Source organism: Kitasatospora sp. NBC_01560, from assembly GCF_045208415.1.
Taxonomy (GTDB): Bacteria; Actinomycetota; Actinomycetes; order Streptomycetales; family Streptomycetaceae; genus Kitasatospora.
The window spans coordinates 7,704,556-7,729,299 of sequence record NZ_CP109364.1 but is presented as its reverse complement, the minus strand read 5'-3'; the positions used below and the strand labels follow the sequence as shown (position 1 = coordinate 7,729,299).

Genomic DNA, 24,744 nt, shown 5'->3' with positions numbered 1-24,744 from the left:
CCCGCGGCCGCGCAGGCCCCGGCACCGCCCGTGCCCCACCCGTGCCGCGCCCGGGCACCGCTCCGGCCGGCCTCCGCACCCACCCGGCGCACCCGGCCCCCGCACGGCCCCGCCCCCGGTCGCGCTCGCTAGACTCAGCCAGCGTGCCAGTACTCCTCAGCATCGTCCTCCCGGTCCACGGAGTGGAGCGCTACCTGCCCCGCTGCCTCGACTCGATCCTGGAAGCCACTCCCGCCGGGGAGACCCGCTTCGAGGTGATCGCGGTCGACGACCGATCCCCCGACCGCTGCGGCACGATCCTGGACGAGTACGCCGCCCGCGACCGCCGGCTGCGCGTGCTGCACCTCCCCGAGAACCAGGGCCTCGGCGGCGCCCGGACCGCCGCCCTGCCCGAGGCGCGCGGCGAGTACGTCTGGTTCGTCGACAGTGACGACTGGCTGCCCGAGGGCACCGTCTCCGTCATCCTCGACGAGCTCTCGCAGGAGCGCCGGCGCGAGACCCCGGCCGACGTCCTGCTCACCGACTTCACCCACGCCTACCCGGACGGCGGGACGGAGCCGAACCCCTGGCGCCACGTCCTGGTCGGCTCCCCGCTGGCCGACGGCGCGACCCTGGCCGAGCACCCGGCGCTGTTCCAGACCGTGATGTCGGTGTGGAACAAGGTGTTCCGCCGCGCCTTCCTGCTCGGCCTCGGCGTCTCGTTCGGGCGCGGCTTCTACGAGGACATCTCGGTCACCTACCCCGCGCTGCTCGCCGCCGAGCGGCTGCGCTACCTCGACCGGTCCTGCTACTTCTACCGGCGCGGCCGGGCCGGTGCGATCACCTCCACCGCCTCGCCGAAGCACGCCGACGTCTTCGCCCAGTACGACGCGATCTTCGCCTTCCTGGACCGCCCGGACCGGCCCGGCCGCCCGGTGCCGGACTCCCTGCGCACCCTCGTCTTCGACCGCACGGTCAAGCAGGCGCTCACCGTCTACGACAGCCCGGGGCTCGTCCCGGTCGCACGGCGCAAGGACTTCTTCCGGCGGATCTCCGAGCACTTCGACCGCCACCGCCCGACCGGCTACCGGTTCCCCGCGGGCGTGCGCGGCGTGCAGTACCGGCTGGCGGCGCACAACGCGCGGGTCGCTTACGCGGAGCTCCGGCGCACCGGGCGGCTGCCGCGCGAACTCAAGCGCGGGGCGCGCGCGGTCGCGCCTGCGGTGAAGAAGGGGGTGCGCAGCAGCGCCCGGTTCACCGCGTACAACGCCTTCCGCCGGCTGCCGCTGGACGAGCACGTGGCGGTCTACGCGGCCTACTGGCACCGCGGTTACGCCTGCAGCCCGGCGGCGATCTACGAGAAGGCGAAGGAGCTGGCGCCCGGCGTCCGGGGCGTCTGGGTGGTGGAGAACCGCACCCAGGCGGCCACGCTGCCGGCCGACGTGCCCTACGTGATCGTCAACACGCCCGCCTACCTGAAGGTGATGGCGACCGCCAAGTACTTCGTCAACAACGTCAACTTCCCGCGGACGATGGTGAAGCGACCGGGCACGGTGCACGTCCAGACCCAGCACGGCACGCCGCTGAAGGCGATGGGGATGGACCTGCGGGACCACCCGGTGGCGGCGGACGGGATGGACTTCGACCGCCTCCAGGAGGCGGTCGACCGCTGGGACTTCCTGGTCTCCTCCAACCCGCACACCAGCGAGCACTTCGCCCGGGCCTTCCCCGGCCGGTACGAGATGCTGGACACCGGCTACCCGCGCAACGACCGGCTGGCGAACACCACGCGCACCGAGGTGCTGGAGATGCGGGCGCGGTTCGGGCTGGCGCCCGGCCGGACTGCGGTGCTGTACGCGCCGACCCACCGCGAGGCCAAGGGCGGGTACGTACCGCTGCTGGACGTGCGCGAGCTGGCCCGGCGGCTCGGGCCCGACTTCACGCTGCTGGTGCGCACCCACTACTTCCACACCGGCGGACCGGGTGACCTGACGGCGGGCGCGGACGCGGCGGAGATCGTGGACGTCTCGGCGCACCCGACCGTCGAGGACCTCTACCTGGCGGCGGACGTCCTGGTGACGGACTACTCGTCGATGATGTTCGACTACGCGGTGCTGGACCGGCCGGTGGTGATCTTCGCGCCGGACTGGGACGAGTACCGGGAGAACCGGGGCGTCTACTTCGACCTCTTCGCGGAGCCGCCGGGCGCGGTGACGGTGGACGCCGACGGGCTGGCGAAGGCGCTGCTGGCGGGCGATCCGGAGCCGGCGGCGCGGGCCCGGTTCCGCGCGCGGTTCTGCCCGTGGGACGACGGCGGGGCGGCCGAGCGCGTGGTCCGCCGGGTGTTCCCGACCACGGCCTGACGGCGGGGCCGGGTGCGGCCCGGCGCGGACGGGTGCGGCCCGGCAGGGGCGGGCCCGCCCGGAGCGGGCCGGAACGCCGACGGCGGGGCCCCGGAGACCCGGTGCCCCGCCGCGGACGGACTCAGCCCTGACGCGCGGCCAGGAACTCGTCGAAGGTCAGCTCGCCGTCGTGGTTGGTGTCCATCTGCTTGATGATGGCCTCGGCCACCGAGATCGACGTGGTCAGGTCGCCGAGCTCGCGCGCGACCTTGGCGTACTCGACGGCGGTGATCCGGCCGTTGCCGTTCACGTCGAACTTGTCGAAGGCGGCGCGGATGTTGTCGACGTCTGCCATGGGACCCCTCCTGAGGGAACTGATGAGCTGCTGATCTGCCGGTCTGTCGATCTTCCGATCAGGTGGACCGGCCGATGTGCATTTCTTTCATTACGACGGCCGTACCCTACCCGGCCGTGGCGAGTGCCACGGCTTCCGGGAGTGGACGGGCTCGGGGGTGGGTGTCGTAGTCTGCGGGTCTGTCCCGGCCAGGCCGGGACGGATCGGCCGCCGATTGTCATCTGTTCAGGCCCGGGCACCTCTCGGGCGTGCGCGTCCTGGGAGGGACCATGCTCGATCTCGTCACCAAGCTGGTCCTGAAACCGTTCGCGCGGGGGGTCTGGCGGCCGACCATCGAAGGCCTGGAGAACGTGCCGCGCAAGGGCGGCGTCATCCTGGCCAGCAATCACCTCTCCTTCATCGACAGCGTGGTCATCCCCCTGACCGCGCCGCGCCGGGTGCACTTCCTGGCCAAGGCCGAGTACTTCACCGGCACCGGGCTCAAGGGCTCGCTGTCCAAGGGCTTCTTCGAGGCGATCGGCGCCGTCCCGGTCGAGCGCGGCACCTACCGCTCGGCGCAGGCCTCGCTGGAGTCGGCGCTGGAGATCCTGGAGGACGGCAAGGCCTTCGGCATCTACCCGGAGGGCACCCGCTCGCTCGACGGCCGCCTCTACCGCGGCAAGACCGGGGTGGCCTGGCTGGCCCTCACCGCGGGCGTCCCGGTGGTGCCGGTGGCCCTGGAGGGCCCCGAGCAGATCCTGCCGATCGGCAAGCGCGTCCCGCGGATCAAGAAGGTGACGGTCCGCTTCGGCGAGCCGCTGCACTTCGACGAACTGCACGGCCAGGCCCGTTCGCTCAAGGCCCGCCGGCAGGTCACCGACGAGGTCATGCGGGCCATCCAGCAGCTCTCCGGCCAGGAGGTCGTGGAGAGCTACAACGAAGTCCCCAAGGCCGCCTGAGCACCTCCCGGCCGGTCGCCCCTCCCCTCCCGGCCGGGTCCGGCGCTCCCCCTGGCCCGCCCCCGACCGGATCCGGCCCTACCCCCGACCGGATCCGGCCCTACCCCTGGCCGAGTACGGCCGGCACCGGCTCGGGCGCCTCGCGCCGCAGCAGGGCCGCGTACCGGCCGTCCGCCTCGACCAGCTCGTCGTGGGTGCCGAGCTCGGCCACCTCGCCGCGGTCCAGGACGACGATCTGGTCGGCGCCGCGGACGGTGGAGAGCCGGTGCGCGATGGTGATGGTGGTCCGGCCGGCCGCCAGGGTGTCGATGGCCTGCTGGACGGCGTGCTCCGTCCGGTTGTCGAGCGCGCTGGTGGCCTCGTCCAGGATCAGCACCGGCGGGTTGCGCAGGATGGTCCGGGCGAGCGCGAGGCGCTGCTTCTCCCCTCCCGAGAAGCGGTAGCCGCGCTCGCCGACCAGGGTGTCGTAGCCGTCCGGCAGCGCGGCGATGGTGTCGTGGACCTGCGCCGCCCCGGCCGCCGCGACCAGCTCGGCGTCGGTGGCGTCCGGCTTGGCGAACCGCAGGTTGTCGGCGACCGAGGCGTGGAAGAGGTAGGTCTCCTGGGAGACCACGCCCACCGCCCGGGACAGCGTGTCGAAGGACAGCTCGCGCACGTCCACGCCGTCGATGGTGACGCGACCGCCGGTCACGTCGTAGAGGCGCGGGACGAGGTAGCTGAGCGTGGTCTTGCCGGAGCCGGTCTCGCCGACCACGGCCAGCGAGCTGCCGGCCGGGACGTCGAGCGCCACGCCGGCGAGGGTGGGCCGCTCCTGGTCCGCCTCGTAACGGAAGCCGACACTCTCGAACCGGACCTCGCCCCGCACCTTCTCCAGGCTCACCGGGTGCTCCGGCTCGGCGATCTCCACCGGGAGGTCGAGGTACTCGAAGATCCGCTGGAACAGCGCCAGCGAGGTCTGCACCTGCACGCCGGTGGAGAGCAGGCTGACGGTCGGGCGGAAGAGGCCCTGCTGGAGCGAGACGAAGGCGACGAGGGTGCCGACCGAGACGATCGGCGAGCCGCCGGCCGCGGCCAGCCCGGCCGCCCAGTAGATCACCGCGGGCATCGCGGCCATCACGATCTGGATGGTGTTCATCCGCCAGCGCCCGGCCATGCTCGCCCGCACCTCAAGCTCGGCGAGCTGGTCCGACTGCTCGGTGAACTCCCGGGAGAGCGATCCGGAGCGGCCCATCGTGCGGCCCAGCAGGATGCCGCTGACCGACAGCGACTCCTGGACCGCCGAGCTCATCGCCGCGAGCTGCTTCTGCCGCTCCGTGGTGATCTTCTTGCGCTCGTTGCCGACCCGGCGGCTGATCCACACGAACACCGGCAGGAGCAGCAGCGAGACCACCGTGAGCCGCCAGTCCAACGCGACCATGGCGACCACGGACGCGATCACGCTGGTGAAGTTGGAGACCAGCGAGGTGGCCGTGGAGGTCACGGTGGACTGCATGCCGCCGATGTCGTTGGCGATCCGGGACTGCACCTCGCCGGTGCGGGTCCGGGTGAAGAACGCCAGCGACATCCGCTGGAGGTGGCTGTAGACGGCCGTCCGGAGGTCGTGCATGACGCGCTGGCCGACGGTGGTCGAGATCAGCGTCTGCAGCACGTTGAAGATGCTGTTCACCACGGCGGCCGCGACCATGCCGAGGGCGAGCAGGCTGAGCAGGCCGGTGCGGCCCTGCGGGATGGCGGTGTCGAGGACGGCCCTGAGCAGGAAGGGCGATATCACCGAGACCACGGCCGAGGCCGCCACCAGCAGGCCGACCACGGTGAGCCGGCCGGTGTACGGGCGGAAGAGCGCGAGAATGCGGTGCCACTGGGCCGGCGGGCGGTCTTCGCCCTCGGCCCGGGCGGGCGGGGTCCATCGGATGCCGTCGGGCCTCAAGGGCGGGCCTCCCTGGGTCGGACGCGCGGGCGCGCAGCGGGCGTGGCGCCGCGCAGGGGCGCGGCGGGCATGACGGTCGGGCGGCCGCCAGCATAGCGAGAATAGCTCATAGTTAGCGAAGCTAATAGTGAGGCTCGCTCTATTCCCGCCCGGGCCGCCGGGGCACCGGGCCGCCGGGGCCACTGAGACCGCCGGGGCCACGGCCGCCCGCCGCGTGCCACCCGCGCTACTTGGTCCGGTAGGTCCGCGCCGCCTTCGAGGAGAGCCCGCCGAGCTTGCCGGCCGGCAGCAGGCGGGCGATCCCGACCGCGATCTTGTAACGCTTGCCCGGCACGGACAACGAGCGGCCCCGGGCCAGGTCGCGCATCGCCTCGTCGACCACCCGCTCGGCGGACAGCCAGCCCCAGGACGGGATGTTGCCCGTCCCCATGCCCGCCCGCTGGTGGAACTCGGTACGGGTGAAGCCCGGGCAGAGCGCCATCAGCCGCACCCCGGTACCCCCGAGGTCGCGCATCACGCCCTGGGTGAAGCTCACCACCCAGGCCTTGCTGGCGCCGTAGGTGCCGCGCGGCAGGAAGGCCGCGACCGAGGCGACGTTGACGATCGCGCCGCGCCCCCGCTCGCGCATGCCCGGCAGCGCCGCCGTGGTCAGCCGCAGGATCGCCTCGACATGCACCTTGAGCATGTCCAGCTCGTCCTGGAGCGGGACGGTCAGGAACGCACCCTTGTTGCCGAAGCCGGCGTTGTTCACGAGCAGGTCCACCGGACGGGCGGCGTCGGCCAGCCGCGTCTCCACGGCACCGATGCCCTCCTCGGTGGCGAGGTCGGCGGTCAGCACCTCGGCGTCGATGCCGTACGTGGCCCGGAGGTCCGCGGCGGCGTGCTCCAGCCGCTCGGTGTCCCGGGCCACCAGGACGAGCTGGTACCCGCTCCGGGCGAGCCGGCGGGCGAACGCGGCTCCGATGCCGGCGGTCGCGCCGGTGATCAAGGCAGTGGTCATGCGCCGACCGTATCTACTCACGGGTATCCGCGACACCCCCGGCGATTCCGCTGCGCGGCGGCGACGTGCCTCTCGGTGACGACGGTCACGGACTGTACTGCGGTGGCGCCGGACGGTTCGTACTCCTATCGTCGATGAAGGGGGCGTCGCCGGACCAGGCGACGGAACTTCGATGAGGAGGCATTCGGATGCTTACTCAGACCACCCGGACCACGCGGTCGACGCTCGCCACCCAGGCGGAGCTCGACGCACTCGGCATGTTGATCACGGAGGACGAGGCGACCGTCAGCGACGCGCCCACGTACCGTCCGGAAGCCGCTGCCCTGCTGCTGCTCGCAGGTGCCCTGCTGTTGTCGCCGAAGCCGCCGAAGGAGAAGACCCGGTAACTCGGGACCGACGGTACCCGGCACCGCGCGGAGTCCGCGGACGCACTGCCGCCCGTGACACCGCGAAGCCCTCTTCAAGGAGACGCACGCACCATGCCAACCGCCGATCTCTCGCTCCGCGACGAATACGCCGCGGCGGTGGAGCGGCTGGCAGGCCGCACCCTCGACGCCCTCCGGGGAGTCGGGGGTGCGGCCGCGCCCGCCGCGCCCGACACCGGCTCCGCGCCGCGCCCGGTCCTCGCCGCCGCCCGGGTGCTCGGGCCGGACGTGCTCGCACCCCAGGTGCTGGGCGCGGCCGGGGCCGACGAGCAGGCCGTCCTGCTGCTGACCGAAGCCCACCGGGCCTTCCCGCTCGCCGCCTTCCCGGCACCCGCCGACCCGGGATCCCCCGCCGGTGCCGCCCCGTCCGCCGACGAGGACCGGCGCGCCGGCGCCGTCCTCGTCGCCGCGTGGCGGGACTGGGCCACCACCGTGCTGCTCTCCCGGACACCCGGGCCCGTCGCCGGCACCCCGTTCCCCGAACCGGCCGGCGACCCGGCGCAGGACCGGGGCGCGCCGCAGCCCGGCCACGCCCCGCGGCCGGAGCCCTACGCCTGGCAGGCCTGGTCGGTCCGGATGGCCCAGCTGTCCGCCCTCGCCCTCCCCGGCCTCGACGGACCGGTGCACGACGCGGCCCGCGAGCACACCCTCGACCTGGCCCGCGGCGCCGTCCGTTCGCTGCTCCGCTGCGACTACCGGGTCGCCGCCCGGCTGACCCGCTGGCTCGCCTGGCTCGCCGCCGACGGCCGGCCGCTGCCCCTGGAGGTCGAGCCCGTGCTGGACCGGATCCGGGCCGTGGGCGACGGCAGCGCCCGCACCGCACTCGAACTCGCCGTCGCCGACCGTCTGCTGAGCGGAGCAGCCTCATGACCGACCATCAGCTCCTCTCCTCCGCGCAGCAGTTGGGATCGCGCGCGATGGCCTGGCTGCACAGCTGCCACCAGCGCGGCTTCGGCCGGCTCCCCGACGACGTCACCATCGACCTGGCCGATCCGAACAACGCCTACAAGCCGCTCGCCGAGTCCGCCCTGGCCGCGTCACTCGTCCTGCGGGACGGCGTCACCGGCCCGCACGACGCCCGGATCGCCCGCGAGCTCCTGGACTTCGGCTGGTCCCAGCTGCGGGAGGGCAACCTCCTGTACGAGCGGCTGCTGCGCTACCCGGTGATGACCGACCCCCTGGAGACGTACGTCCACTTCGCCCGGGCCGGCTACCGGCACGCGCCGCTGGAGGACTTGCTGGAATCCCTGACGAAGGTCCGCGGGATCCAGGCCATCGAGATGATGCCCAACCGGCGGCTCGCCCTCGCCAACGCGCGGCGGGTGATCGGACTGCGCAACCAGCCCGACGACTGGGACGCCCTCACCGCCCGGACCTGGCTCGGCGCCACGCCGGAGCCCTGGGCGATCGACTGGCTGACCGGCTACCACATCACGCACGCCGTGTTCCACCTCACCGACTGGGGCGCCCGACCCGAGGGCATGCCCGAACAGATGAGCGACTACGTCCGCAACTGGCTGCCGGTCTGGGTCGACACCTGGCTGGAGGTCGGCCAGTGGGACCTCGTCGGCGAGCTGCTGGTGGTCGACTCGTGCATCGGGGAGCCCGTCACCGGCGCGCAGGGCTGGGAGGCGCTGGCCGCGATCCAGCGCGAGGACGGACTGATCCCGCGCGAGAGCGCCGAACCGGTCTCGGACGACCCCGAGCAGGCCTTCCGCGACCACGAACACACCGCCGTCGTCGCGGTGGTGGCCGGCACCGTCACCCTGTCCCGGGCGCTCGGCGGCGCCGCGGTCGCGGCCTGAACGCGATGTCCGACCAGGAGGCGACGGCCTACCCTGACGCGGCGACCGACCCGGACGCGGCGACCGCCCCGGACCCGGTGACCGCCCCGGACACGACGGCGGGCCCGGACACGACGGCGGGCCCGGACTGCGCCTCCCGGCCGGCCGTGACGCCGGGAGGCGGGGCAGGCTTCGGCGGTCCGGGCGCGGAGCACGTCCCCGCCCTGGTCCGGGCCGCCGCGCCGTACGCCACCGCCGTCACACTTGCCGTGGCCCAGGGCGACCGGACCGCCGTCCACTGCCACGGACGGACCGCCCGTGACGGGGAGCCCTGCACACCCGACACCGTCTACGAACTCGGCTCCGTCACCAAGACGTTCACCGCGCTGCTGCTTGCCGTCATGGCCGCCCGGGGCGAAGTCGCCCTGGACGACCCGCTGGAGCGTCACCTCCCACCGGGCTGGCGCCCGCCGGACCTCCGACACGGCGGCCCGATCCGGCTGCTGCACCTGGCCACCCACACCTCCGGCCTGCCCAAGCTCCCGCCCGGACTGCTGACGGCCGCCCTCCCGACCTGGACCAGCAACCCCTACGTCGCCTTCGACGACCGGAGGCTGCGCGCCGGCGTGGCCCGAACCACCGTGCGCCACGCGCCCGGTGCGCGCTACGGGTACTCCAACTACGGGGTCGGCCTGCTCGGCCGGCTGCTCGCCGAGGCAGGCCGCGCCGGCTACGCCGAGCTGCTGGCCGACCGCCTGCACCGCCCGCTCGGCCTGCGCACCGCCACCTGCTCCCCCGACGCCCCGCACCGCGCGACCGGTTACCGGCGCGGCCGGCCGCTCCCGCCCTGGCTCATCCCCGGGCTGCCGGGCGCCGGCGCCGTCCGGGCCGGCGGCGCCGATGTGCTGCGCTTCCTCCGCGCCCACCTGTCCCCGGGCGAGGGCGAGTTGGGGCAGGCGCTGCGCGACGTCCAGCGCCCGCGGCTTCGGCCGGCACGTTCGACGGACCGCATCGGGCTGGTCTGGAACCTGCGCGGCACGCCGGACGGCCGCGACCTCTACTTCCACTCCGGCGCCACCCGCGGGTTCACCGTCGTGGTCGGCTTCTGCCCGCAGACCGCGACGGCGGTCGCCGCCCTCACCAACACCGGGCCGGCCCTCGACGGGCGCTTCGTACAGACGGCGTACGAGATCCTGAAGCAGCTCGCAAAGCCGACGGACTGAGCGGAGCCGGCCCGGGGGCGACGACAGTCGGGCGGAGCCGACCGCAGGCGCGCCGAGGCCCGGCCGGCCCCGTGCCGCGGGCCGGCCGGGCCTCGCCGGTCAGCCCTTCTCGGGGTGGACGGCCGTGTCGGCGGCCCCGCCGGCACCCACCGGCCGCAGGCGGGTGGCGGCGGTGGCCGCCAGCGCCGGGGCCAGCTTGGCAACGTCCCGTGAACCGACGGCGGCGATCACCAGCGGGAGCAGGGCGCGCACCGGCTGCAACCCCCGCAGCCAGGCCTGGGCGTAGACGTGGGCGGAGCGGCGGGCGATGCCGTCGGCCAGGCGCTCCACGGCCGGGGCGAGCGGGTAGGTCTTGCTCGCCGGCCAGGGCAGCCGGGACCGCATCTGCCGCAGGACCACGTCCTGATCGGCGCCGCGCACCATGTCGGTGTCGGTCCAACTCAGGTAACCGACACCGACCTTGACCCCCTGATGGGCGACCTCGGCGCGGATCGAGTGGGCGAAGGCCTCGACCCCGGACTTGCTCGCGCAGTACGCACTCATCAGCGGCGCCGGAGTGAGCGCGGCGAGCGAGGCGATCTGCAGCAGGTAGCCGCGGCTCTCGGCGAGGAACGGCAGGAAGGCGCGGGCGGTCGCGACGCTGCCGAGCAGATTGACCTCGATCACCCGGCTGAACGCCCGGTGGTCGCTGTCCAGCAGTGGGCCGCCGATGGCGATGCCCGCGTTGGCGACCACGGCGTCGATCCGGCCGTAGTGCTCCTTGATCAGCCGGGCGGTCCCGGTGAGCGCGTCGATGTCGGTGACGTCGGCCTCCCAGGCCGTGGCGGTCGGCCCGCAGAGCGCGGCGACGGCCTTGAGTTCGGCCGGCTCCAGGCCCAGCAGGGCGACCTTGGCACCCCGCGCGGTGAGCGTGCGGGCGAGTTCGGCGCCGACGCCGCGCGCGGCACCCGTGACGACGACGACCTGTGCGGACAACGGCGGTACGGCGCTCATGCGGTCAGGCTCCTCTGCGGGCCGGTGGGGCTGGGGGTGAGCGGTCCGGCTGCCGGCCGGCCGGCGGCGGCGGCAGGGGCCGTGGCCGGCCGGGTGGCGGCCGGGTGGATCGTGGCCAGGTGGGCGGCGGCCATCCGGTCGATCTCGGCGGCGACCTCGGCGGGCCGCTCGACCGGCGCCATGTGGCCGACACCGGGCAGCAGGAGCAACCCCTGCGGGTCCGGCAGAGCTTCAACCATCCGGTGGGCGTGCACCGGTGGCGTCAGGCGATCGTCGGTGCCGACCACGACGGCGGTCGGCACGGCGAGCCGGGACAGCCCGGCGCGGACGTCCAGCAGCTCCAGCACACCGGCCCACGCGGCCCGGACGCCCGTCGGGCAGGCGTGCACGATCCGGGCCGTCGCCTCGACCCGGTCCGCCGGCGAACCCGGGCCCATCGTCGCGTACTTGAGCGCGGCACGGCTCACCGGCCCGACCGGGCCGAGCGGCAGCCGGGAGCGCAGCACCCGGCGGTGCAGCAGGCGGCGCAGCCGCGGGGCGCGCACGGCCCCCGGCAGCACCCGGAGTTCGGCGACCAAGTCCGACGGGCCGGTGGAGACCAGCACGGCGGCGGCCGTCCGGACGGCGACCTCGGGGCGGTCGGCGGCGGCCATGATGGTCATGCCGCCCATGCTGTGGCCGGCGAGGACAGCCTGCTCGCCCTCCGGCACGGTCCGCGCGAGCACGGCCGCGAGGTCGTCGGCGAGCGCGCGGGTGGAGTAGCGGATCCGGCTGGGCGGGATCTCGCTCCGGCCGTGGCCGCGCTGGTCGTACGCGACGACCCGGTAGCGGGCGGCGAGCCGGTGGATCACCGGTGCCCAGAAGGCCGTCGAGCACGTCCAGCCGTGGGCGAGCACGATCGTCGGGGCGCCCGGCTCACCGTGGATCTCCACGTGCAGCCGGATGCCGTCGGCCGAGCGGACGTCCAGCTCCTCGGTCGGGACGGGCGGCAGGCAGTCGGCGGGGATCGTCGGGCTCATGCGGGCTCCTCCCCCGGGGTGACGGCGGCGGAGACCGTGATGGCGACGGTGCCGGCGGCCGCTGCCGCCGCGGCGGTGGCGGCATCGGCTGCGGTGGCAGCGGCTGGGGTGGCAGCGGCTGGGGTGGTGCGGGGCTTCGGTGCGATTCGCATGATCAGCTCGTACTCGTCGAGGTCGACCTTGCGGGTGGCGCGGCGGAACGAGGTGGTCGAACCCGGCCACAGCACCGTGTTCTTGCCGCTGGAGTCGAGGTACCAGCTGCGGCAGCCGCCCGTGGTCCAGACAGTGCGGTCCATGCGGTGCTGGAGTTCGAGGTTCCACTGCCGCTGGGCGCGCTCGGTCGGCTGCATCGCGGTGGCGCCGACCGAGCCGAGCGCGGTGAGCGCGTCGACCAGGTAGGTCACCTGGGACTCGATCATCAGGATCATCGAGCTGTTGCCGAGGCCGGTGTTGGGGCCGATGACGAAGAAGAGGTTCGGGAAGCCCCGGACGGTGGAGCCGCGCAACGCCTCCATCCCGCCCTTCCAGTGCTCGGCCAGGCTGGTGCCGTCGGCGCCGAACACCCGCGCGCCGATGGGCATGTCGGTGACGTGGAAGCCGGTGCCGAAGACGATCGCGTCCGCCTCGTGCTCGCTCCCGTCGGCCGCCACCAGGGTGGAGCCGCGCACCTCGCGGAGGCCGGAGGCGACCACTTCGGTGTTGGCCGCGGCCAGCGCCGGGTAGTAGGTGTTGCTGAGCAGGATGCGCTTGCAGCCGATCCGGTAGTCCGGGGTGAGCCGGGCGCGCAGGGCCGGGTCGGACACGCTCCGGGCGATGTGCCGTTCGGCGAGCTGCTGGACCACCTTCAGCAGGCCGGGGCGGCGCACGAAGGCGTCCACCTGGAGCTCGCGGAGGGCGAACAGGGCGCCGCGGCGGAGCTTGGCGGTGACCGGCAGCCGGCCGTGCAGCCACTTCTCCAGCTCGGTGATGTCGCGGTCCCGGCGCGGCAGCACCCAGGCGGGGGTGCGCTGAAAGACCGTCAACCTGCCGACCTGCGGCTGGATCGAGGGAATGATCTGGGCCGCGGAGGCGCCGGTGCCGACCATCGCCACCCGCTTGCCGGCCAGGTCGAAGTCGTGGTCCCAGCGGGAGGAGTGGAACACCCTGCCGGGGAAGGAGTCCAGGCCCGGGAGGTTCGGCATCTGCGGGTCGGCGAGCGGCCCGGCGGCGGAGACGACGGCGTCGGCCGTCCACTCACCGGCCGTGGTGGTGATCCGCCAGCGGGTCCACTCCGGCTCCCAACGGGCCTCCGTCACCTCGGCGTTGAAGCGCAGGTGGGGGCGGATGCCGAAGACGTCGGTGACCTTCTCCAGGTAGGCGCGGATCGCGGGCTGGCCGGAGAAGCTGCGGGGCCAGTCGGGGTTGGGCGCGAAGGAGAAGGAGTAGAGGTGGGAGGGGACGTCGCAGGCGCAGCCGGGGTAGCTGTTGTCCCGCCAGGTGCCGCCGACCGATCCGGCGCGCTCCAGGATCACGAAGTCGGTGATCCCTGCGCGGCGCAGCCGGACAGCGGTGCCGAGGCCGCCGAAGCCGGAGCCGATCACGGCCACCCGGACGTGCGGGACGGGGCGGGCGGCCTCGGGTGCGGGCACGGGGGTCGGCGCGGAGGCCGGCTCGGGGGCCGGCCCGGCCGCGGGCTCCGGGGAACTCGCGGCGCCCCGGGGCTCCTGACCGGGGGCTCCGGGCTGGGGGCGCTTGGTGCTGGATGCCATGCGGCGTCCTCCTGAGGGTGGGGCCATGAGGGTACGCACTGCGGCGGCCTGCGCCTCCATGGTGCCGTGGCGCCGTCGCGATAATCACGCCAGTAATCACTGGCACGATTGGCAGAGTAGCCCGTGCCGCCCGGCGAGGGAAGAAGCCCGGCCGGCCCACTTCTCCGATCGCCCGTCCTATGCTGAGCGCCGTGGACAAGGTCAGAGCAGCGGCGGGCGACGAGCAACGCGAGTACCGGGTGGAGGAACTGGCCGAGGCTGCCGGCATCACCACCAGGACGCTGCGCTTCTACCGCGAGCGCAAGCTGCTCCAGCCACCCCGCAAGGAAGGCCGGATCGCCTGGTACGGCGAGACCCACCTGAACCGCCTGCGCGTCATCGCCGAACTGCTGGAACGCGGCCACACGCTGGGCGGCATCGCCGAGCTGATCGGCGCGGGCGAGAGCGGCCAGGACGTCGCCGAACTGATCGGACTGGAGGCCGCGATCATCGCGCCGTGGTCCGACGAGACTCCCGTCCACCTGAGCTGGGACGAGCTCAAGGCCGCCTTCGGCGACCAGCTCACCGAGGAGAACACCGCCGAGTCCATCGCCCAGGGCTACATCACGATCAGCGAGGACGGGATCACCCACGTCAGCCGCCGGCTGATGGACGCGACGACGGCGCTGGTCGACGAAGGCGTCCCGCTCTCGGTCGTCCTGGAGGCCAGCCGGCGCTCCCAGGAGCACGTGGACGCGATCGCGGAGATCTTCACCGCGGTCGTCCGGGAGCAGATCCTCGGCGCACTCGCCGCCGACTCCCCGCTCCCTCCTGGCGAGGCGGCCCGGCTCACCGATCAGATCCTGCGGGTCCGCCCCCTGGCCCGGACGGTCACGGACGCCCAGTTCGCCCTGGCGATGGACCGGCGGGTGCACGCCGAGTACGACGAGCTGCTCCGGCAGCGGCTGGAGCGGGACGAGGAGGAGGAGGCGGGGGCACAGGGCGACTGACTGCCGGCTGCCGCGAGCGCGCGCCCCACGCGCCGCCGGCCCCGAGCCCCCGGCCCCCTGTCCCGAGCCCCCGGCCGCGGACCGTCCGGCGCGTAACCGCCTCCACGCAGGGGCAGGGATCCGGGCGCCTCGCCGCCGTCCGGAACGGAGCCGCCCGATGCCACCCGCCCCGACCCCCCTCGCCGCCGCACTCACCCGCCGCACCCTGCTCACCCTGGCCTCCGGCCTCGTGCTCGCCGCCTGCGGATCGGGCGGCCCGGGCACCGCACCGGCCGGTTCGCCCGGCACCGGCACCGGCGCCGACTCCGGCACCCGTACGGTCCGGCACGCACGCGGCGAGACCGCGGTGCCCGCGCGGGCCGCCCGGGTCGTCGCACTGGACACCGACGCCCTGGACTCCGTCGTCACCCTCGGCCTCACCCCCGTCGGCGCCACCGTCGTCGCCGAGGGAACACCGCTCTCCGGCTACCTGCCCGCCGCCCGGCTGGCCGGGACCAGGACCGTCGGCACGATCGGCCAGCCCAACCTGGAGGCCGTCGCCGCGCTCCGACCGGACCTGATCCTGAGCAACCAGGTCCGCGACGACAAGCGGTACGACGAGCTGTCGAAGATCGCACCGACCGTCCTGAGCAGGACCACCGGGCCCGCCTGGAAGGAGAACGCCCGGCTGCACGCGGAGGCACTCGGCCGGCAGAGCGAGGCGGACGCCGCGGAGGCGGCCTACCGGACAGCGGCGGCGAGCCTGGTCGCGGCACTCGGCGGGCCGCAGAAGGCCGCGGACACCAAGGTGGCGATGGCCCGCTTCCTGGCCGGCGCGCCCACCCGGCTCTACCTCAACGACACCTTCGTCGGCTCCGTCCTCAAGGATCTCGGCCTGGGCCGGCCCGCCAACCAGGACAAGCCCGGGTTCTCTATGGAGATCAGCCCGGAGCAGGTCGACCAGGCCGCCGCCGACGTCATCTTCTACTCGGTCTACGGCGACGCGGCCAAGTCCGACCGGCCGAAGATCATGGAGGGCTCGCTCTGGCGGAACCTGGACGCCGTGCGCAGCGGCCGGGCCTTCCCGGTGGACGACGGCCTGTGGATGCTCGGTATCGGCTACACCGGCGCGGGCCTGATCCTGGAGCAGATCCGGAAGGACCTGGTCGGCTGAGCGCCCCGCCGCACCCCCTCGCCACACCCCCTCGCCACACCCCCGCGCCACACCCCCGCGCCACACCCCCGCGTCACGCTGCGCAACGCCGCCCCCGGTGCCACCGAACCACCGAACCACCGAACCACCGCCGGACGATCGCCGAACCATCGACGAATTGCCGCCGAATTACTGCCGAATTACCGCCGCAGCACTGCCGACACCGTGCCGATGTGCCTGCTGTGGCAGCTGTTGGCGCCCCGGTTGGCCGGTCCTCTAACATGATCGAGCACGCCCGACCGACTCCGCTGGGTGATCGTACGGTTACCTGGACGATCGCACCGGCCGTACGGTCGGAGCTCACCCGCGGGTCGCACAGTCACCGGGCCGGGCCGGTGGTGGGAGGCGGGCGCCCACCCCTGGTCCCCGTGGGGGCAGAGCAGGATGTCCGTGGTCAGGAAGTTCCGTTCGGCGGCGCAGCTGACGGGTGGTGCCGTGCTGCTCTGGTCGTTCCTGGGCAGGCTGCCGTACGCGATGTGCTCGATCGGCACGCTGCTGCTGGTCACCAGGAACACCGACAGCGTCTGGTGCGGTTCGGTGGTGGCCGGGGCACTGGCCGTGGGGCTGGCGTTCGGCGGGCCGACCGTCGGGCGGCTGGCGGACCGCCGCGGACAGCGGACGGTCGGCCTGGTCGCGGCGGCCGTCAACACGGTGGCGATCGTCGCCCTCGTCACCACCTCCGAGAACGGCCTGCCGCTCGGCTGGCAGATCGCCCCGGCCGCCCTCATCGGCTTCTCGGTTCCGCTGGTCGGTCCGCTGTCGCGCAGTCGCTGGGTCCGGCTGGCGGACGGCGACCGGGAGTTGACGTCGTCGATGCTCTCGCTGGACGGCATCGTCGACGAGATCAGCTTCACCGCCGGCCCCGCGCTGGTCGGGGTGCTCGCCACCGTGGCCTCGCCCGCCGTCGGCCTGCTCACGGCGGCCGCGCTGGTCAGCGTCTGCGCCACCCTCTTCGCCCTGCACCCGACGGCCACGCCGGGAACCGCCGCGGGCCCCCAGGGGGCGGACGCGTCCCGCGGCGCCGGCCGGGACGGCCGGACCGAACCGCTGCTGAACGCGCCGTACGCGCTGCTGCTGGCCGGGATGGCACTGCTGGGCGCGTTCTTCGGTTCGGTGCAGGTCGGGGTGACGGCCACCACGGAGGCGCTCGGTCAGCCGGGCGCGGCCGGGCTGCTGTACGGCCTCATGGGCCTGACCAGTACCTTCGCCGGCATCGCCACCGCCGCTCTGCCCGCCCGCTGGGAGCTGCCGCTGCGCCTGCGGGTGGCCACCGTCCTGCTCTGCTCCACCTCCGTCCTGCTGCTCTTCTCGGGCGGCAGCGTGTCGGCCCTGGCCGCCGCGATCGGGGGCGTGGGCGTGGCCGTCGCCCCCCAGATGATCACCATGTTCGGCCTGGTCGAGCGGACGGTGCCGACCTCCCGGCTCGGCGAGGCGATGGCGGCGCTGGTCAGCGCGATCATCGTGGCCCAGTCGGCCAGCACCTTCCTGAGCGGCTGGGCCGCCGCCCACATCGGCCCCACCGCACCGTTCCGGATCACCGTGGCGGCTGCCGCGGCGGCACTGCTGCTCGCCGCATTCACCGCCACCGACCACCGCTACCGCCGCCGCGACCTCCCGACCGCCGGAACGGGTGGCGGGGCAGGTGGTGGAATGAGCGCCGCACCGGCCGCCGGAGCGTCCGCCGTCACGGCGGGCGGGGCGAAGGCCAAGAACACCCCAAGCGCCGGCGGGGATTCCCGGCAGAATCCGGAGGCGGTGCGCCCCCGGCGTGAAGAGAACGAGGAGCCCGTGCAGCCCTCGCGGGCGTAACGCCCCGGCCGCTGCCACACGTTAGGCTCAGCCACCGATGTCCGTGGCGCAACTCTGCGCGCGGGCATCGAGCCATTCGGCGGACCGGGAAACCGAAGTGGCCCGGGAGGCGTCCCGTAGGACGTGCGGCAGGGCGGCCTGAGGCACGTCCGGAGGGACATCCCGGCCGCCGGACCGGAAGACGGACCGGCTGACGCACCAGAAGACGTACCGGACGACGTACCGGACGACGTGAAGACGTACCGGAGACGGGGGAACGGGGAAGCATGAGCGGTGGAGCAGGCGCAGGCGGCGGGGCGGGCGGGGACGGGTACAGCGTCAGCCTGGCGGGCCTGAGCGGGGTGTCGGACCAGTTGGGCAAGACCGCCACCGACATCGCGGCGGCCAAGGCCGCGTACGCGGGCTCGGTCTGTTACGCGTCCACGGCCTTCGGCGAGTTCGGGATGGACCAGGCCTGGTCCGCCTTCGACACCGCGTGGTCGAAGGAGATCACCGTCACCCAACGCGCCCTCGACGAGCTGTCGCAGAAGATGTCGACGACCACGCAGAACTACCGCAACACGGAGAAGGCGATCGCCTCCGCACTGGTGCCGGCGGGTGGCCGGTGAGCAAGGTCAAGGATCTGGAGAACGCGCAGCACGACATCGAGAAGGTGAACCTCATGTTCGCCAACCTCTCGCTGATCCAGGGGATCGACAAGGCACTAGGCGTGCCGGAGCCGGTCGGCGACCCGGCCGCCGTGCGCGCCCGGGCGAAGGACTACGCGCAGGCGGCCACCTCCTTCAACCAGGCCTCGCAGGACCTCGCGGGCATCGCCACCAACCAACTGCCCGCGGTCTGGACCGGCTCGGTGGCCGAGCACGCCACCCAGGCGATCCACGCGATGTCGGCCGAGACCACCACCTCCAAGGAGAGTCTGGCCGCGGCGGCCGTCCTGCTGGACGCCTGGGCCAACGACCTGGAGTGGGCGAAGCGCACCGACGCCGACGGCTGCCGTCAGCTGAGCGAGGCCAGGGCGAAGGCCGCCGAGGACCCGGGCGGTTTCGACCAGGACGCCCGGAACGCCGCGATCGCCGGCGTCGGTGCCCGGATCTCCGCCGCACGGCACGCCGAGAGCTGCGCCACCAGTACGGCGAGCAGGCTGAACCAGCTGACCTCCAAGGCCCGCGCCTCGCGCGCCGGCGAGGGCTCGCTCGACCCGCTGGCCGCCGTGGTGCTGGCCACCGAGAAGAACCCGGGCGCGGGCGAGGACGACGGTTACATCCTGACCCCGGGCCAGCTCGACCGGGCCACCCAGACGCTCGGTGTGATGACCGGCGCCGACCAGGCCGCCTTCCGCGCGCTGCTCTCCGGCGCCAAGTCCCCCGAGGAGGCCGCCTACCTGTGGAAGGCGCTGGCGGCCGGCCACTCGGTGGCCGACATCCAGAGGTTCGACGCGGGCATCCACCCGCACGGTGACGATCCGGCGTGGCTCGCCCGGCACCTGGTGCCCGCGACCAGCACCACCGACATCAACCGTGAGTCCACGGACAACATCGACCTCACGTACCAGGGCCAGCAGGTCAACATCGACGGCTACTCCGTCTACTCGCAGCGCAACGTCAACGACTGCGTGGCCGCGTCCACCGTGATCGCCCAGGCCAAGCTCGACCCGCTGCTGATGTACCAGCTCACCACCGGCGGCACGCCCGACACCCCCGGCGCCGACTCCGCGCAGAACTTCGAGCAGCGGCTGCAGAAGACCTACGTGGACGAGTACATCGCCGGCCAGAAGGCCGACGGCCGCAAGACCTACCCCAAGGAGGACAGCGGCCTCGGCCCCAAGGCCCAGACCTACCTGGCCGACAAGGACCTCGGCAAAGCCACCGGCGCCGACTACGAGCACGTGGAGCTGGAGGACGAGCAGGACCGGCGGGCGGCCCTGGCGCGGATCGAGAAGTCCGTGGACGAGGGCCTGCCGGTACCGATCACCGTGCGCAACAGCGACGAGGGCCACCAGATGATGATCATCGGGCGGGACGGTGACAGGCTGCAGGTCTACAACCCCTGGGGCTTCACCTCCTGGGTGACGGAGGAACAGTTCGTCAACAGCCAACTCGGCGGACTGACCCCCGGTGAACACCCCCTGAACAAGTCGACCGCCCTGGAGCTGCCGAAATGACCACCGTCCGGCCGGATGCCGAACTGGCGGACCTCGACGTGCCCGCCGCCATCACCCGCGGCCTGCTGCTCACCGGCGGCCCGCGCCAGGCCCTGTTCACCGAGGCCGCCATCGCCGCCGCACACCGCGCGGAGGCGGCGGACGTCGGCCCGTACCCGTTGGGCTTCCTCGCCCAGCACGTCCGGGCGGGTGGCTTCGCGGCCGCCCTCGCGCTGCCCGAGCCGGTCATCAGCAGGCCCGGCCGCACCCTGGTCCGCAGCTGGCTGGAGGCCGCCGCCGCCAGCGGCGCCGATCTGGGGCGCGAGCACCTGTTCGCACGCTGGCTGGCGGAGGTCTCCGCCCTGCTCGCGCTCCGGCGCGACCTCCGGGCGCTGGGCGACTAGCGTCCTCGGTCCGGACCGCTCCGGACCGGCGGCGCGGCGGGCGGGTCTGCGCGACCGACGCCCCGCCCGCCCCGCCGTGACCTGATGATCACTCCGGCCCTACGATCCGATCATGATCGAAGGAACGCACGTACGACTGCGCGCGCTGCGCGCCGAGGACGCGGAGCACCATCTCCGGTGGCGCAACGACCCGGAGACGGTGCGCCTCGCGGCCGCCGGCGACCCGTGCTTCGGGCCGGTCACCCCCGAGGCGCTGGGGCTGGGGTTCGACACCATGTTGCGGCTCGTCCCCCGCGAGGCCGCCGTGTTCACCGTCGAGGAGGCGGCGACCGGCCGCGTCATCGGCATGGCCGACTACCGGGACCTCGACCCCTGGGCCGGGGTCGCCACGCTCGGGATCACCATCGGCGAACCGGACGTCCGGGGCCGGGGCCACGGCTCGGAGGCGGTGCGACTGCTGGTGGACCACCTGTTCGGCGCGTACGGCCTGCACCGGCTGGAGCTGGACACCTGGAGCGGCAACGAGCACGCCGTCCGGGCCTTCACGCGGCTCGGCTTCCGGATCGAGGGCCGGCGCCGCGCGGCCGTCCTGGTGGGCGGCGCCCGGTACGACCGGGTGCTGTTCGGCCTGCTCCGCGAGGAGTGGGCGGCGGCGGCCCCGCAGCACCGTGCCGGCGACGGGGGCGGCGACGGGGACGGGGACGCCGTCACCGGCTGAGCCGTCTCGTCGGTCACGGCGGTGATCCGCTTGCACGCACCACCGCCGGCTCCGCCGCCGCCGCGTCTCGTCCTGGCTCCGAGGCGCCCGGCCGCAACCCCCGCCGGGCCCGGGGCGCCGGCCCTCACGCCGGGCGACGGGCGAGCAGCAGGTCGCTGAAGTGGTCCATGTCGATGCCCCCGCCACGGGCGTCCAGCACCCGGCCGGTCTCGGCGAGCACCCGCTCACGCCGGTCCGGGGAGAGGACGCGGTACGCCGAGGTCGAGGCGAGCAGCGCCAGGTAGCGGTCGGTGGCGTAGTGCCGGTGCTCCCGGAACCGGACGGCCCGCAGGTCGGTGAACCGGCCGTCCCGGCGGCACTCCTCCTCGGGCCAGCCGGGCGCCCCGGCCCAGTGACCGGGCCGCTCACCGTAGGCGGAGGCCGGCGCGCGGTGCGGAGTGCCGACCAGTCCGTGGCGGCGGTCGACCTCGGCCAGGACCGTCTGCACCTCGGGGTCGCGGATTCCGTGCGGGTTCCAGAACAGGGCCAGCGTGCCACCGGGGGCGAGGGCGTCGTGGGCGAGGTCCCAGCGCCGCTCGCCGTCCACCCAGTGCCAGGACGTCGCGGCGAGGAGCAGCCCGAAGCGGCGGCCGTCCGACCGCCAGTCCTCGAAGCGCCCGGACTGTACCCGCACACCGCGGCAGTGCGCCGTGTTCCGGCGCAGCACCTCAGCCATCCGCGGGTCGGGCTCGATGCACACCAGCGGAACGCCGTGCGCGGCGAACGACAGCGTGGCCTTTCCGGTGCCGGCGCCGATCTCCAGCGCGGCCTGCCCGTCCAGGGCCGCGTACGCGAGCACCTCCGTCACCAGCGCGTCCGCGTAGCCCGGCCGGACGATGTCGTACATCTCGGCCACCTCGCCGAAGACTTGACTGCGCGTCATGTCGACCTGATCGTCCGCGGTCATCGACTCCCCCCTCGGCGTGCCCGGCCGGCACGCCGTCACCCTACCGACGGGGCACGGCCACCTGAAGAGGGCGTGCACCTTGCGGGCCGGGTTCACGCAGGAGCCCGGCCGGGCGCGGCCGTCCTCGGTGCACCCCGCAGGACGCGCGCCCGATCCGCGGGCGCGGAGCAGCATCAGTCGGCGGTCGGCCAGTCCCAGCCGAGCTGGATGAACAGGCCGAGGCGGTCGGAGACGCAGCGCATCTCGCTGATCCGGCCGGCGGCCAGGGTGAGGACGAAGATCGCCTCGTTCTCGAAGGCGCGACCGGTGGGCACCGGCATCCGGGGGTGGCTGCCGGAGCTGACGCCGCTCTGGGTGACCCGGGCGACCACCCGGTCGCCCTCGGCGATCAGCTCGTCGACCCGGGCGCGGTACGGCGCGAGGGCCTCCAGCTGGAGGGCGATGGCGGCGAACGCGGCGCCCGGCTCGTCGGGCTCGCCGTGGACGACCTTGTTGTGGTCGACGACATCGGCGGCGAGGTAGTCGCCCAGGTCCGCGACGCGGGCCTCGTTGAGGGCGGCGAAGAAGTCGGCCACCAGCTGCTTGTTCTGCTCCGTGGTCATGAGGAACCTCTCTCTTACGGCGTAAGGCTGCGTCGGGGCGCTACTCTTCCCTTACGCCGTAAGAATGTCAACGTCCGGCCGGAGGAGCAGCGCCATGGAGACCAGTGCCAAACGGGCCGGGCTCACCCGCACCAAGGTGCTTCGGGCCGCACTGGACCTCGTCGACCGGGACGGCGTCGAGAAGCTGTCGATGCGCCGCCTCGGTACCGGGCTCGGCGTCGAGGCCATGACGCTCTACCACTACGTCCCCAACAAGGCCGCCCTGCTCGACGGCCTGGTCGAGCTGGTGGTCTCCGCAGTCCGCGCCGACACCACCGCGCCCGCGGAGCGATGGCCGGAGCACCTCCGCCGCTTCGCCGTGGCCTTCCGAGCCGAGCTGCTGCGCCACCCCGGGGTGATTCCGCTGGTCGCCACCCGCCCCGTCCGCTCGGCCGACGCGCTACGCGCGGCGGAGGACACCGCGGCCGCCCTCACGCTCGCCGGGCTGACGCCGCTCCAGGCCCTGCGGGCCATCAACTCCGTGGCCACCTTCACCGTCGGCCACTGCCTCGCCGAGGCCGCCACCACCCCCGGCCACCCGGAGCAGCCCGCCGACGACCTCGACCTCGCGCACTTCCCCACGCTCGCGGCCGCGGTCGCCGCCGGCCTCGGGACGGCGGCCGACCACCAGGCCCGCTTCGACCTCGCGCTCGACGCCCTGCTGACCGGCCTGCACCAGCGGCTCACCCGGCCGGAGGCGTAGCAGCGCACGAGGGGCGGCGGCGCGCCGCCCCGACGGTGTCAGCGGGGAAGTGGTGCCGGCCGGGCAACTGCGCGGACGCCGACGCATACCCGCTCGCCTCCGGCCGCGCTCCTGTGGGACGGTGCTGCCATGGATCTCGTCACGGACGGTGCCACCCCGATCCCCCGCATGGTGATCGTCAACGAGCTGGAGACGGAGGGCGGCGCCTTCGTCACCCCGGAGCACCCGCTCTTCCTCGCGGTCGGCGACCTGGTCGCCTTCGACGGCCGGACCATCACCGTGACGCGGGCCGACGGCGCCTCCTTCACTCCCGCCGGCGTCTCCGGCATCCGCTGCTCGATCTCGGGTGCCCGCCCGGCACTGGTGCTTCGTTCACTGCACCGCTGACCCGCCCCGTACTCCGGCGCCGGCCGGGCGGACTCCGCGCCGACCGGGCCGACGGGCGGCGCGCCGGTCGGCCCGGCACCGACGCCGGGAGAGCCCGGCGCAGCGGCCTGAGCAGTCGTCAGGTCAGAGGGTGCGCCGCAGGAGGTCGAGCAGCGCGGCCCAGTGCCGGGCGTCGCCCTCCGGGTGGTACGCGGTGCTGTCGGCCTGGGTGAAGCCGTGCGACGTACCCGGGTAGACCTCGCAGGCGTGGCGGACGCCGGCCTCGGCAAGGGCCGCCGCCAGGCGTTCGATCTGCTCGACCGGGAGCGTCGGATCCTGGTCCGCGTGCCCGAAGTAGAGCTCGGCCGTGATCCGCTCGACGCCCAGGTGCGGGCTGTCCGCGGCCTCGGTGGCCAGCAGGCCGCCGTGGAACCCGGCCGCGGCGGCCACCCGGTCGGGGTGCGCGGCCGCCGTGCGCAGCGCGAGCTGGGCGCCGAGGCAGTAGCCGGTGATGCCGACCGGGCCGTCCACCGCCAGCGGGGAGTCGGCCAGCCAGTCCAGGTACGCGCCGGCGTCCCGGACGGCCTGGTCCGCGGTGAAGGAGCCCATGAGCCGGCCGAGCCGTGCCATCAGCGCGGGATCGGCGGCCGGATCGAACAGCGCGGGCGGCTCGGGCAGCGTGACGAGCGGTGCGCGGCCCTCCCGGTAGAACACGTTGGGCACCAGCACGGTGTAGCCCTCGGCGGCGATCCGGTCGGCCAGCGAGGCCAGGAAGGGGCGCAGGCCGAACGCGTTCATGTACAGCAGGACGGCGGGGTGGGCGCGGCCGTCGTCCGGGTGGGCCAGGTAGGCGTCGGCGGTGCCGTCCGCCGTCACGATGTCCACGGATGAGCCGCGCACGGCGCTCGTCACGATCAAGCCTCCTTCTCGGTGGGGCACTCGGCGTGGGGCACTCGGCCGCAGCGTACCGGCCGCCGACGGACCGGGCCATGGCGCATCGGCCCACCCGACTCCGGCCGGTGCCCGGTGGGGTGCCGGCGCTCGGCCTGCTGTCCGCGGCCGGATTCCTGCCGGTGAGCGGATCCCTGCCGGTGACTGGTCTG

The 24,744-nt window shown here is 74.0% G+C and carries 24 protein-coding genes; 15 read left to right on the top strand and 9 right to left on the bottom strand.

Annotation, left to right across the window (positions count from 1 at the left end; all coding sequences use genetic code 11):
• Positions 1-143: 143 nt before the first annotated feature.
• Complete coding sequence (locus OH807_RS33340; protein WP_406206654.1) at positions 144-2,342, top strand: CDP-glycerol glycerophosphotransferase family protein; 2,199 nt, start codon at positions 144-146, stop codon at positions 2,340-2,342.
• A gap of 121 nt (positions 2,343-2,463) precedes the next feature.
• On the opposite strand, the gene OH807_RS33335 is transcribed toward OH807_RS33340, so the two are convergent.
• Positions 2,464-2,676: an EF-hand domain-containing protein gene (locus tag OH807_RS33335; protein WP_406206652.1), complete on the bottom strand. Its 213-nt coding sequence runs from the start codon at positions 2,674-2,676 to the stop codon at positions 2,464-2,466.
• A gap of 269 nt (positions 2,677-2,945) precedes the next feature.
• Here OH807_RS33335 and OH807_RS33330 point away from each other — a divergent pair, with 269 nt between their 5' ends.
• Positions 2,946-3,614: a lysophospholipid acyltransferase family protein gene (locus tag OH807_RS33330; RefSeq protein WP_406206649.1), complete on the top strand. Its 669-nt coding sequence runs from the start codon at positions 2,946-2,948 to the stop codon at positions 3,612-3,614.
• 100 nt (positions 3,615-3,714) lie between these two features.
• On the opposite strand, the gene OH807_RS33325 is transcribed toward OH807_RS33330, so the two are convergent.
• Positions 3,715-5,541, bottom strand: a complete 1,827-nt coding sequence (locus OH807_RS33325; protein ID WP_406206647.1) for an ABC transporter ATP-binding protein — start codon at positions 5,539-5,541, stop codon at positions 3,715-3,717.
• Positions 5,542-5,767: 226 nt separating this feature from the next.
• Positions 5,768-6,541: an SDR family NAD(P)-dependent oxidoreductase gene (locus tag OH807_RS33320; RefSeq protein ID WP_406206644.1), complete on the bottom strand. Its 774-nt coding sequence runs from the start codon at positions 6,539-6,541 to the stop codon at positions 5,768-5,770.
• A 188-nt stretch (positions 6,542-6,729) separates the two neighbouring features.
• On the opposite strand from OH807_RS33320, the gene OH807_RS33315 reads away from it, so the two are divergent.
• The 4 genes from OH807_RS33315 to OH807_RS33300 all read left to right on the top strand — a co-directional run bounded on the left by OH807_RS33315 (position 6,730) and on the right by OH807_RS33300 (position 9,973).
• Positions 6,730-6,927 carry a hypothetical protein gene (locus OH807_RS33315; protein WP_387892552.1) on the top strand — a complete coding sequence of 66 codons (198 nt, stop codon included), beginning with the start codon at positions 6,730-6,732 and terminating at the stop codon, positions 6,925-6,927.
• A gap of 93 nt (positions 6,928-7,020) precedes the next feature.
• Positions 7,021-7,836 carry a hypothetical protein gene (locus tag OH807_RS33310; protein ID WP_406206641.1) on the top strand — a complete coding sequence of 272 codons (816 nt, stop codon included), beginning with the start codon at positions 7,021-7,023 and terminating at the stop codon, positions 7,834-7,836.
• On the top strand, positions 7,833-8,771 hold the full coding sequence (locus OH807_RS33305; RefSeq protein ID WP_406206639.1) for a DUF6895 family protein: 939 nt from the start codon (positions 7,833-7,835) through the stop codon (positions 8,769-8,771). Before OH807_RS33310 ends, OH807_RS33305 begins: the two co-directional genes overlap by 4 nt.
• A 5-nt stretch (positions 8,772-8,776) precedes the next feature.
• A complete protein-coding gene (locus OH807_RS33300) occupies positions 8,777-9,973 on the top strand; it encodes a serine hydrolase domain-containing protein (RefSeq protein WP_406206636.1) in 1,197 nt (398 codons plus the stop codon).
• 99 nt (positions 9,974-10,072) lie between these two features.
• Here the strand turns inward: OH807_RS33300 and OH807_RS33295 are convergent, their stop codons facing one another.
• The 3 genes from OH807_RS33295 to OH807_RS33285 are packed head-to-tail and all read right to left on the bottom strand — an operon-like array spanning position 10,073 to position 13,733.
• Positions 10,073-10,966, bottom strand: coding sequence for an SDR family oxidoreductase (locus tag OH807_RS33295; RefSeq protein ID WP_406206633.1), 894 nt, complete (start codon positions 10,964-10,966; stop codon positions 10,073-10,075).
• On the bottom strand, positions 10,963-11,985 hold the full coding sequence (locus OH807_RS33290; protein WP_406206630.1) for an alpha/beta fold hydrolase: 1,023 nt from the start codon (positions 11,983-11,985) through the stop codon (positions 10,963-10,965). The genes OH807_RS33295 and OH807_RS33290 overlap by 4 nt, the downstream gene beginning before the upstream one ends.
• Positions 11,982-13,733 (bottom strand): flavin-containing monooxygenase, encoded by a 1,752-nt coding sequence (locus tag OH807_RS33285; protein WP_406206628.1) that lies wholly within the window; start codon positions 13,731-13,733, stop codon positions 11,982-11,984. Before OH807_RS33285 ends, OH807_RS33290 begins: the two co-directional genes overlap by 4 nt.
• Before the next feature lie 191 nt (positions 13,734-13,924).
• Here OH807_RS33285 and OH807_RS33280 point away from each other — a divergent pair, with 191 nt between their 5' ends.
• From OH807_RS33280 to OH807_RS33250, 7 genes are all read left to right on the top strand, one after another.
• Positions 13,925-14,722, top strand: a complete 798-nt coding sequence (locus tag OH807_RS33280) for a MerR family transcriptional regulator (RefSeq protein ID WP_406206625.1) — start codon at positions 13,925-13,927, stop codon at positions 14,720-14,722.
• Between the two features lie 157 nt (positions 14,723-14,879).
• A complete protein-coding gene (locus OH807_RS33275; RefSeq protein WP_406206623.1) occupies positions 14,880-15,875 on the top strand; it encodes an ABC transporter substrate-binding protein in 996 nt (331 codons plus the stop codon).
• Positions 15,876-16,304: 429 nt separating this feature from the next.
• Complete coding sequence (locus OH807_RS33270) at positions 16,305-17,723, top strand: MFS transporter (RefSeq protein WP_406206620.1); 1,419 nt, start codon at positions 16,305-16,307, stop codon at positions 17,721-17,723.
• A 266-nt stretch (positions 17,724-17,989) separates the two neighbouring features.
• Positions 17,990-18,331 (top strand): type VII secretion target, encoded by a 342-nt coding sequence (locus OH807_RS33265; protein ID WP_406206618.1) that lies wholly within the window; start codon positions 17,990-17,992, stop codon positions 18,329-18,331.
• Positions 18,328-19,884, top strand: coding sequence for a hypothetical protein (locus tag OH807_RS33260; protein ID WP_406206616.1), 1,557 nt, complete (start codon positions 18,328-18,330; stop codon positions 19,882-19,884). The genes OH807_RS33265 and OH807_RS33260 overlap by 4 nt, the downstream gene beginning before the upstream one ends.
• Positions 19,881-20,267, top strand: coding sequence for a hypothetical protein (locus tag OH807_RS33255; RefSeq protein WP_406206613.1), 387 nt, complete (start codon positions 19,881-19,883; stop codon positions 20,265-20,267). Before OH807_RS33260 ends, OH807_RS33255 begins: the two co-directional genes overlap by 4 nt.
• A 112-nt stretch (positions 20,268-20,379) precedes the next feature.
• Positions 20,380-20,985 carry a GNAT family N-acetyltransferase gene (locus OH807_RS33250; RefSeq protein ID WP_406206610.1) on the top strand — a complete coding sequence of 202 codons (606 nt, stop codon included), beginning with the start codon at positions 20,380-20,382 and terminating at the stop codon, positions 20,983-20,985.
• Between the two features lie 124 nt (positions 20,986-21,109).
• On the opposite strand, the gene OH807_RS33245 is transcribed toward OH807_RS33250, so the two are convergent.
• Positions 21,110-21,931 carry a methyltransferase domain-containing protein gene (locus OH807_RS33245; RefSeq protein WP_406206607.1) on the bottom strand — a complete coding sequence of 274 codons (822 nt, stop codon included), beginning with the start codon at positions 21,929-21,931 and terminating at the stop codon, positions 21,110-21,112.
• A gap of 173 nt (positions 21,932-22,104) precedes the next feature.
• Positions 22,105-22,533 carry an ester cyclase gene (locus OH807_RS33240; RefSeq protein ID WP_406206605.1) on the bottom strand — a complete coding sequence of 143 codons (429 nt, stop codon included), beginning with the start codon at positions 22,531-22,533 and terminating at the stop codon, positions 22,105-22,107.
• A gap of 94 nt (positions 22,534-22,627) precedes the next feature.
• Here OH807_RS33240 and OH807_RS33235 point away from each other — a divergent pair, with 94 nt between their 5' ends.
• Together OH807_RS33235 and OH807_RS33230 are read left to right on the top strand one after the other, a co-directional pair.
• Positions 22,628-23,275, top strand: coding sequence for a TetR/AcrR family transcriptional regulator C-terminal domain-containing protein (locus OH807_RS33235; RefSeq protein WP_406206602.1), 648 nt, complete (start codon positions 22,628-22,630; stop codon positions 23,273-23,275).
• 129 nt (positions 23,276-23,404) lie between these two features.
• Complete coding sequence (locus OH807_RS33230; protein ID WP_406206599.1) at positions 23,405-23,662, top strand: hypothetical protein; 258 nt, start codon at positions 23,405-23,407, stop codon at positions 23,660-23,662.
• 123 nt (positions 23,663-23,785) lie between these two features.
• On the opposite strand, the gene OH807_RS33225 is transcribed toward OH807_RS33230, so the two are convergent.
• Entirely contained in the window at positions 23,786-24,553 is a 768-nt protein-coding gene (locus tag OH807_RS33225; RefSeq protein WP_406206597.1) for a dienelactone hydrolase family protein, read from the bottom strand.
• Positions 24,554-24,744 lie beyond the last annotated feature (191 nt).

Bases quoted from the DNA above. Each gene is read 5' to 3' on its own strand.
- OH807_RS33265 (WP_406206618.1), top strand. From the start codon at position 17,990: ATGAGCGGTGGAGCAGGCGCAGGCGGCGGGGCGGGCGGGGACGGGTAC.
- OH807_RS33305 (WP_406206639.1), top strand. From the start codon at position 7,833: ATGACCGACCATCAGCTCCTCTCCTCCGCGCAGCAGTTGGGATCGCGC.
- OH807_RS33290 (WP_406206630.1), bottom strand. From the start codon at position 11,985: ATGAGCCCGACGATCCCCGCCGACTGCCTGCCGCCCGTCCCGACCGAG.
- OH807_RS33275 (WP_406206623.1), top strand. From the start codon at position 14,880: ATGCCACCCGCCCCGACCCCCCTCGCCGCCGCACTCACCCGCCGCACC.
- OH807_RS33310 (WP_406206641.1), top strand. From the start codon at position 7,021: ATGCCAACCGCCGATCTCTCGCTCCGCGACGAATACGCCGCGGCGGTG.
- OH807_RS33335 (WP_406206652.1), bottom strand. From the start codon at position 2,676: ATGGCAGACGTCGACAACATCCGCGCCGCCTTCGACAAGTTCGACGTG.
- OH807_RS33255 (WP_406206613.1), top strand. From the start codon at position 19,881: ATGACCACCGTCCGGCCGGATGCCGAACTGGCGGACCTCGACGTGCCC.
- OH807_RS33295 (WP_406206633.1), bottom strand. From the start codon at position 10,966: ATGAGCGCCGTACCGCCGTTGTCCGCACAGGTCGTCGTCGTCACGGGT.
- OH807_RS33320 (WP_406206644.1), bottom strand. From the start codon at position 6,541: ATGACCACTGCCTTGATCACCGGCGCGACCGCCGGCATCGGAGCCGCG.
- OH807_RS33250 (WP_406206610.1), top strand. From the start codon at position 20,380: ATGATCGAAGGAACGCACGTACGACTGCGCGCGCTGCGCGCCGAGGAC.
- OH807_RS33245 (WP_406206607.1), bottom strand. From the start codon at position 21,931: ATGACCGCGGACGATCAGGTCGACATGACGCGCAGTCAAGTCTTCGGC.
- OH807_RS33285 (WP_406206628.1), bottom strand. From the start codon at position 13,733: ATGGCATCCAGCACCAAGCGCCCCCAGCCCGGAGCCCCCGGTCAGGAG.
- OH807_RS33315 (WP_387892552.1), top strand. From the start codon at position 6,730: ATGCTTACTCAGACCACCCGGACCACGCGGTCGACGCTCGCCACCCAG.
- OH807_RS33300 (WP_406206636.1), top strand. From the start codon at position 8,777: ATGTCCGACCAGGAGGCGACGGCCTACCCTGACGCGGCGACCGACCCG.
- OH807_RS33235 (WP_406206602.1), top strand. From the start codon at position 22,628: ATGGAGACCAGTGCCAAACGGGCCGGGCTCACCCGCACCAAGGTGCTT.
- OH807_RS33230 (WP_406206599.1), top strand. From the start codon at position 23,405: ATGGATCTCGTCACGGACGGTGCCACCCCGATCCCCCGCATGGTGATC.
- OH807_RS33330 (WP_406206649.1), top strand. From the start codon at position 2,946: ATGCTCGATCTCGTCACCAAGCTGGTCCTGAAACCGTTCGCGCGGGGG.
- OH807_RS33240 (WP_406206605.1), bottom strand. From the start codon at position 22,533: ATGACCACGGAGCAGAACAAGCAGCTGGTGGCCGACTTCTTCGCCGCC.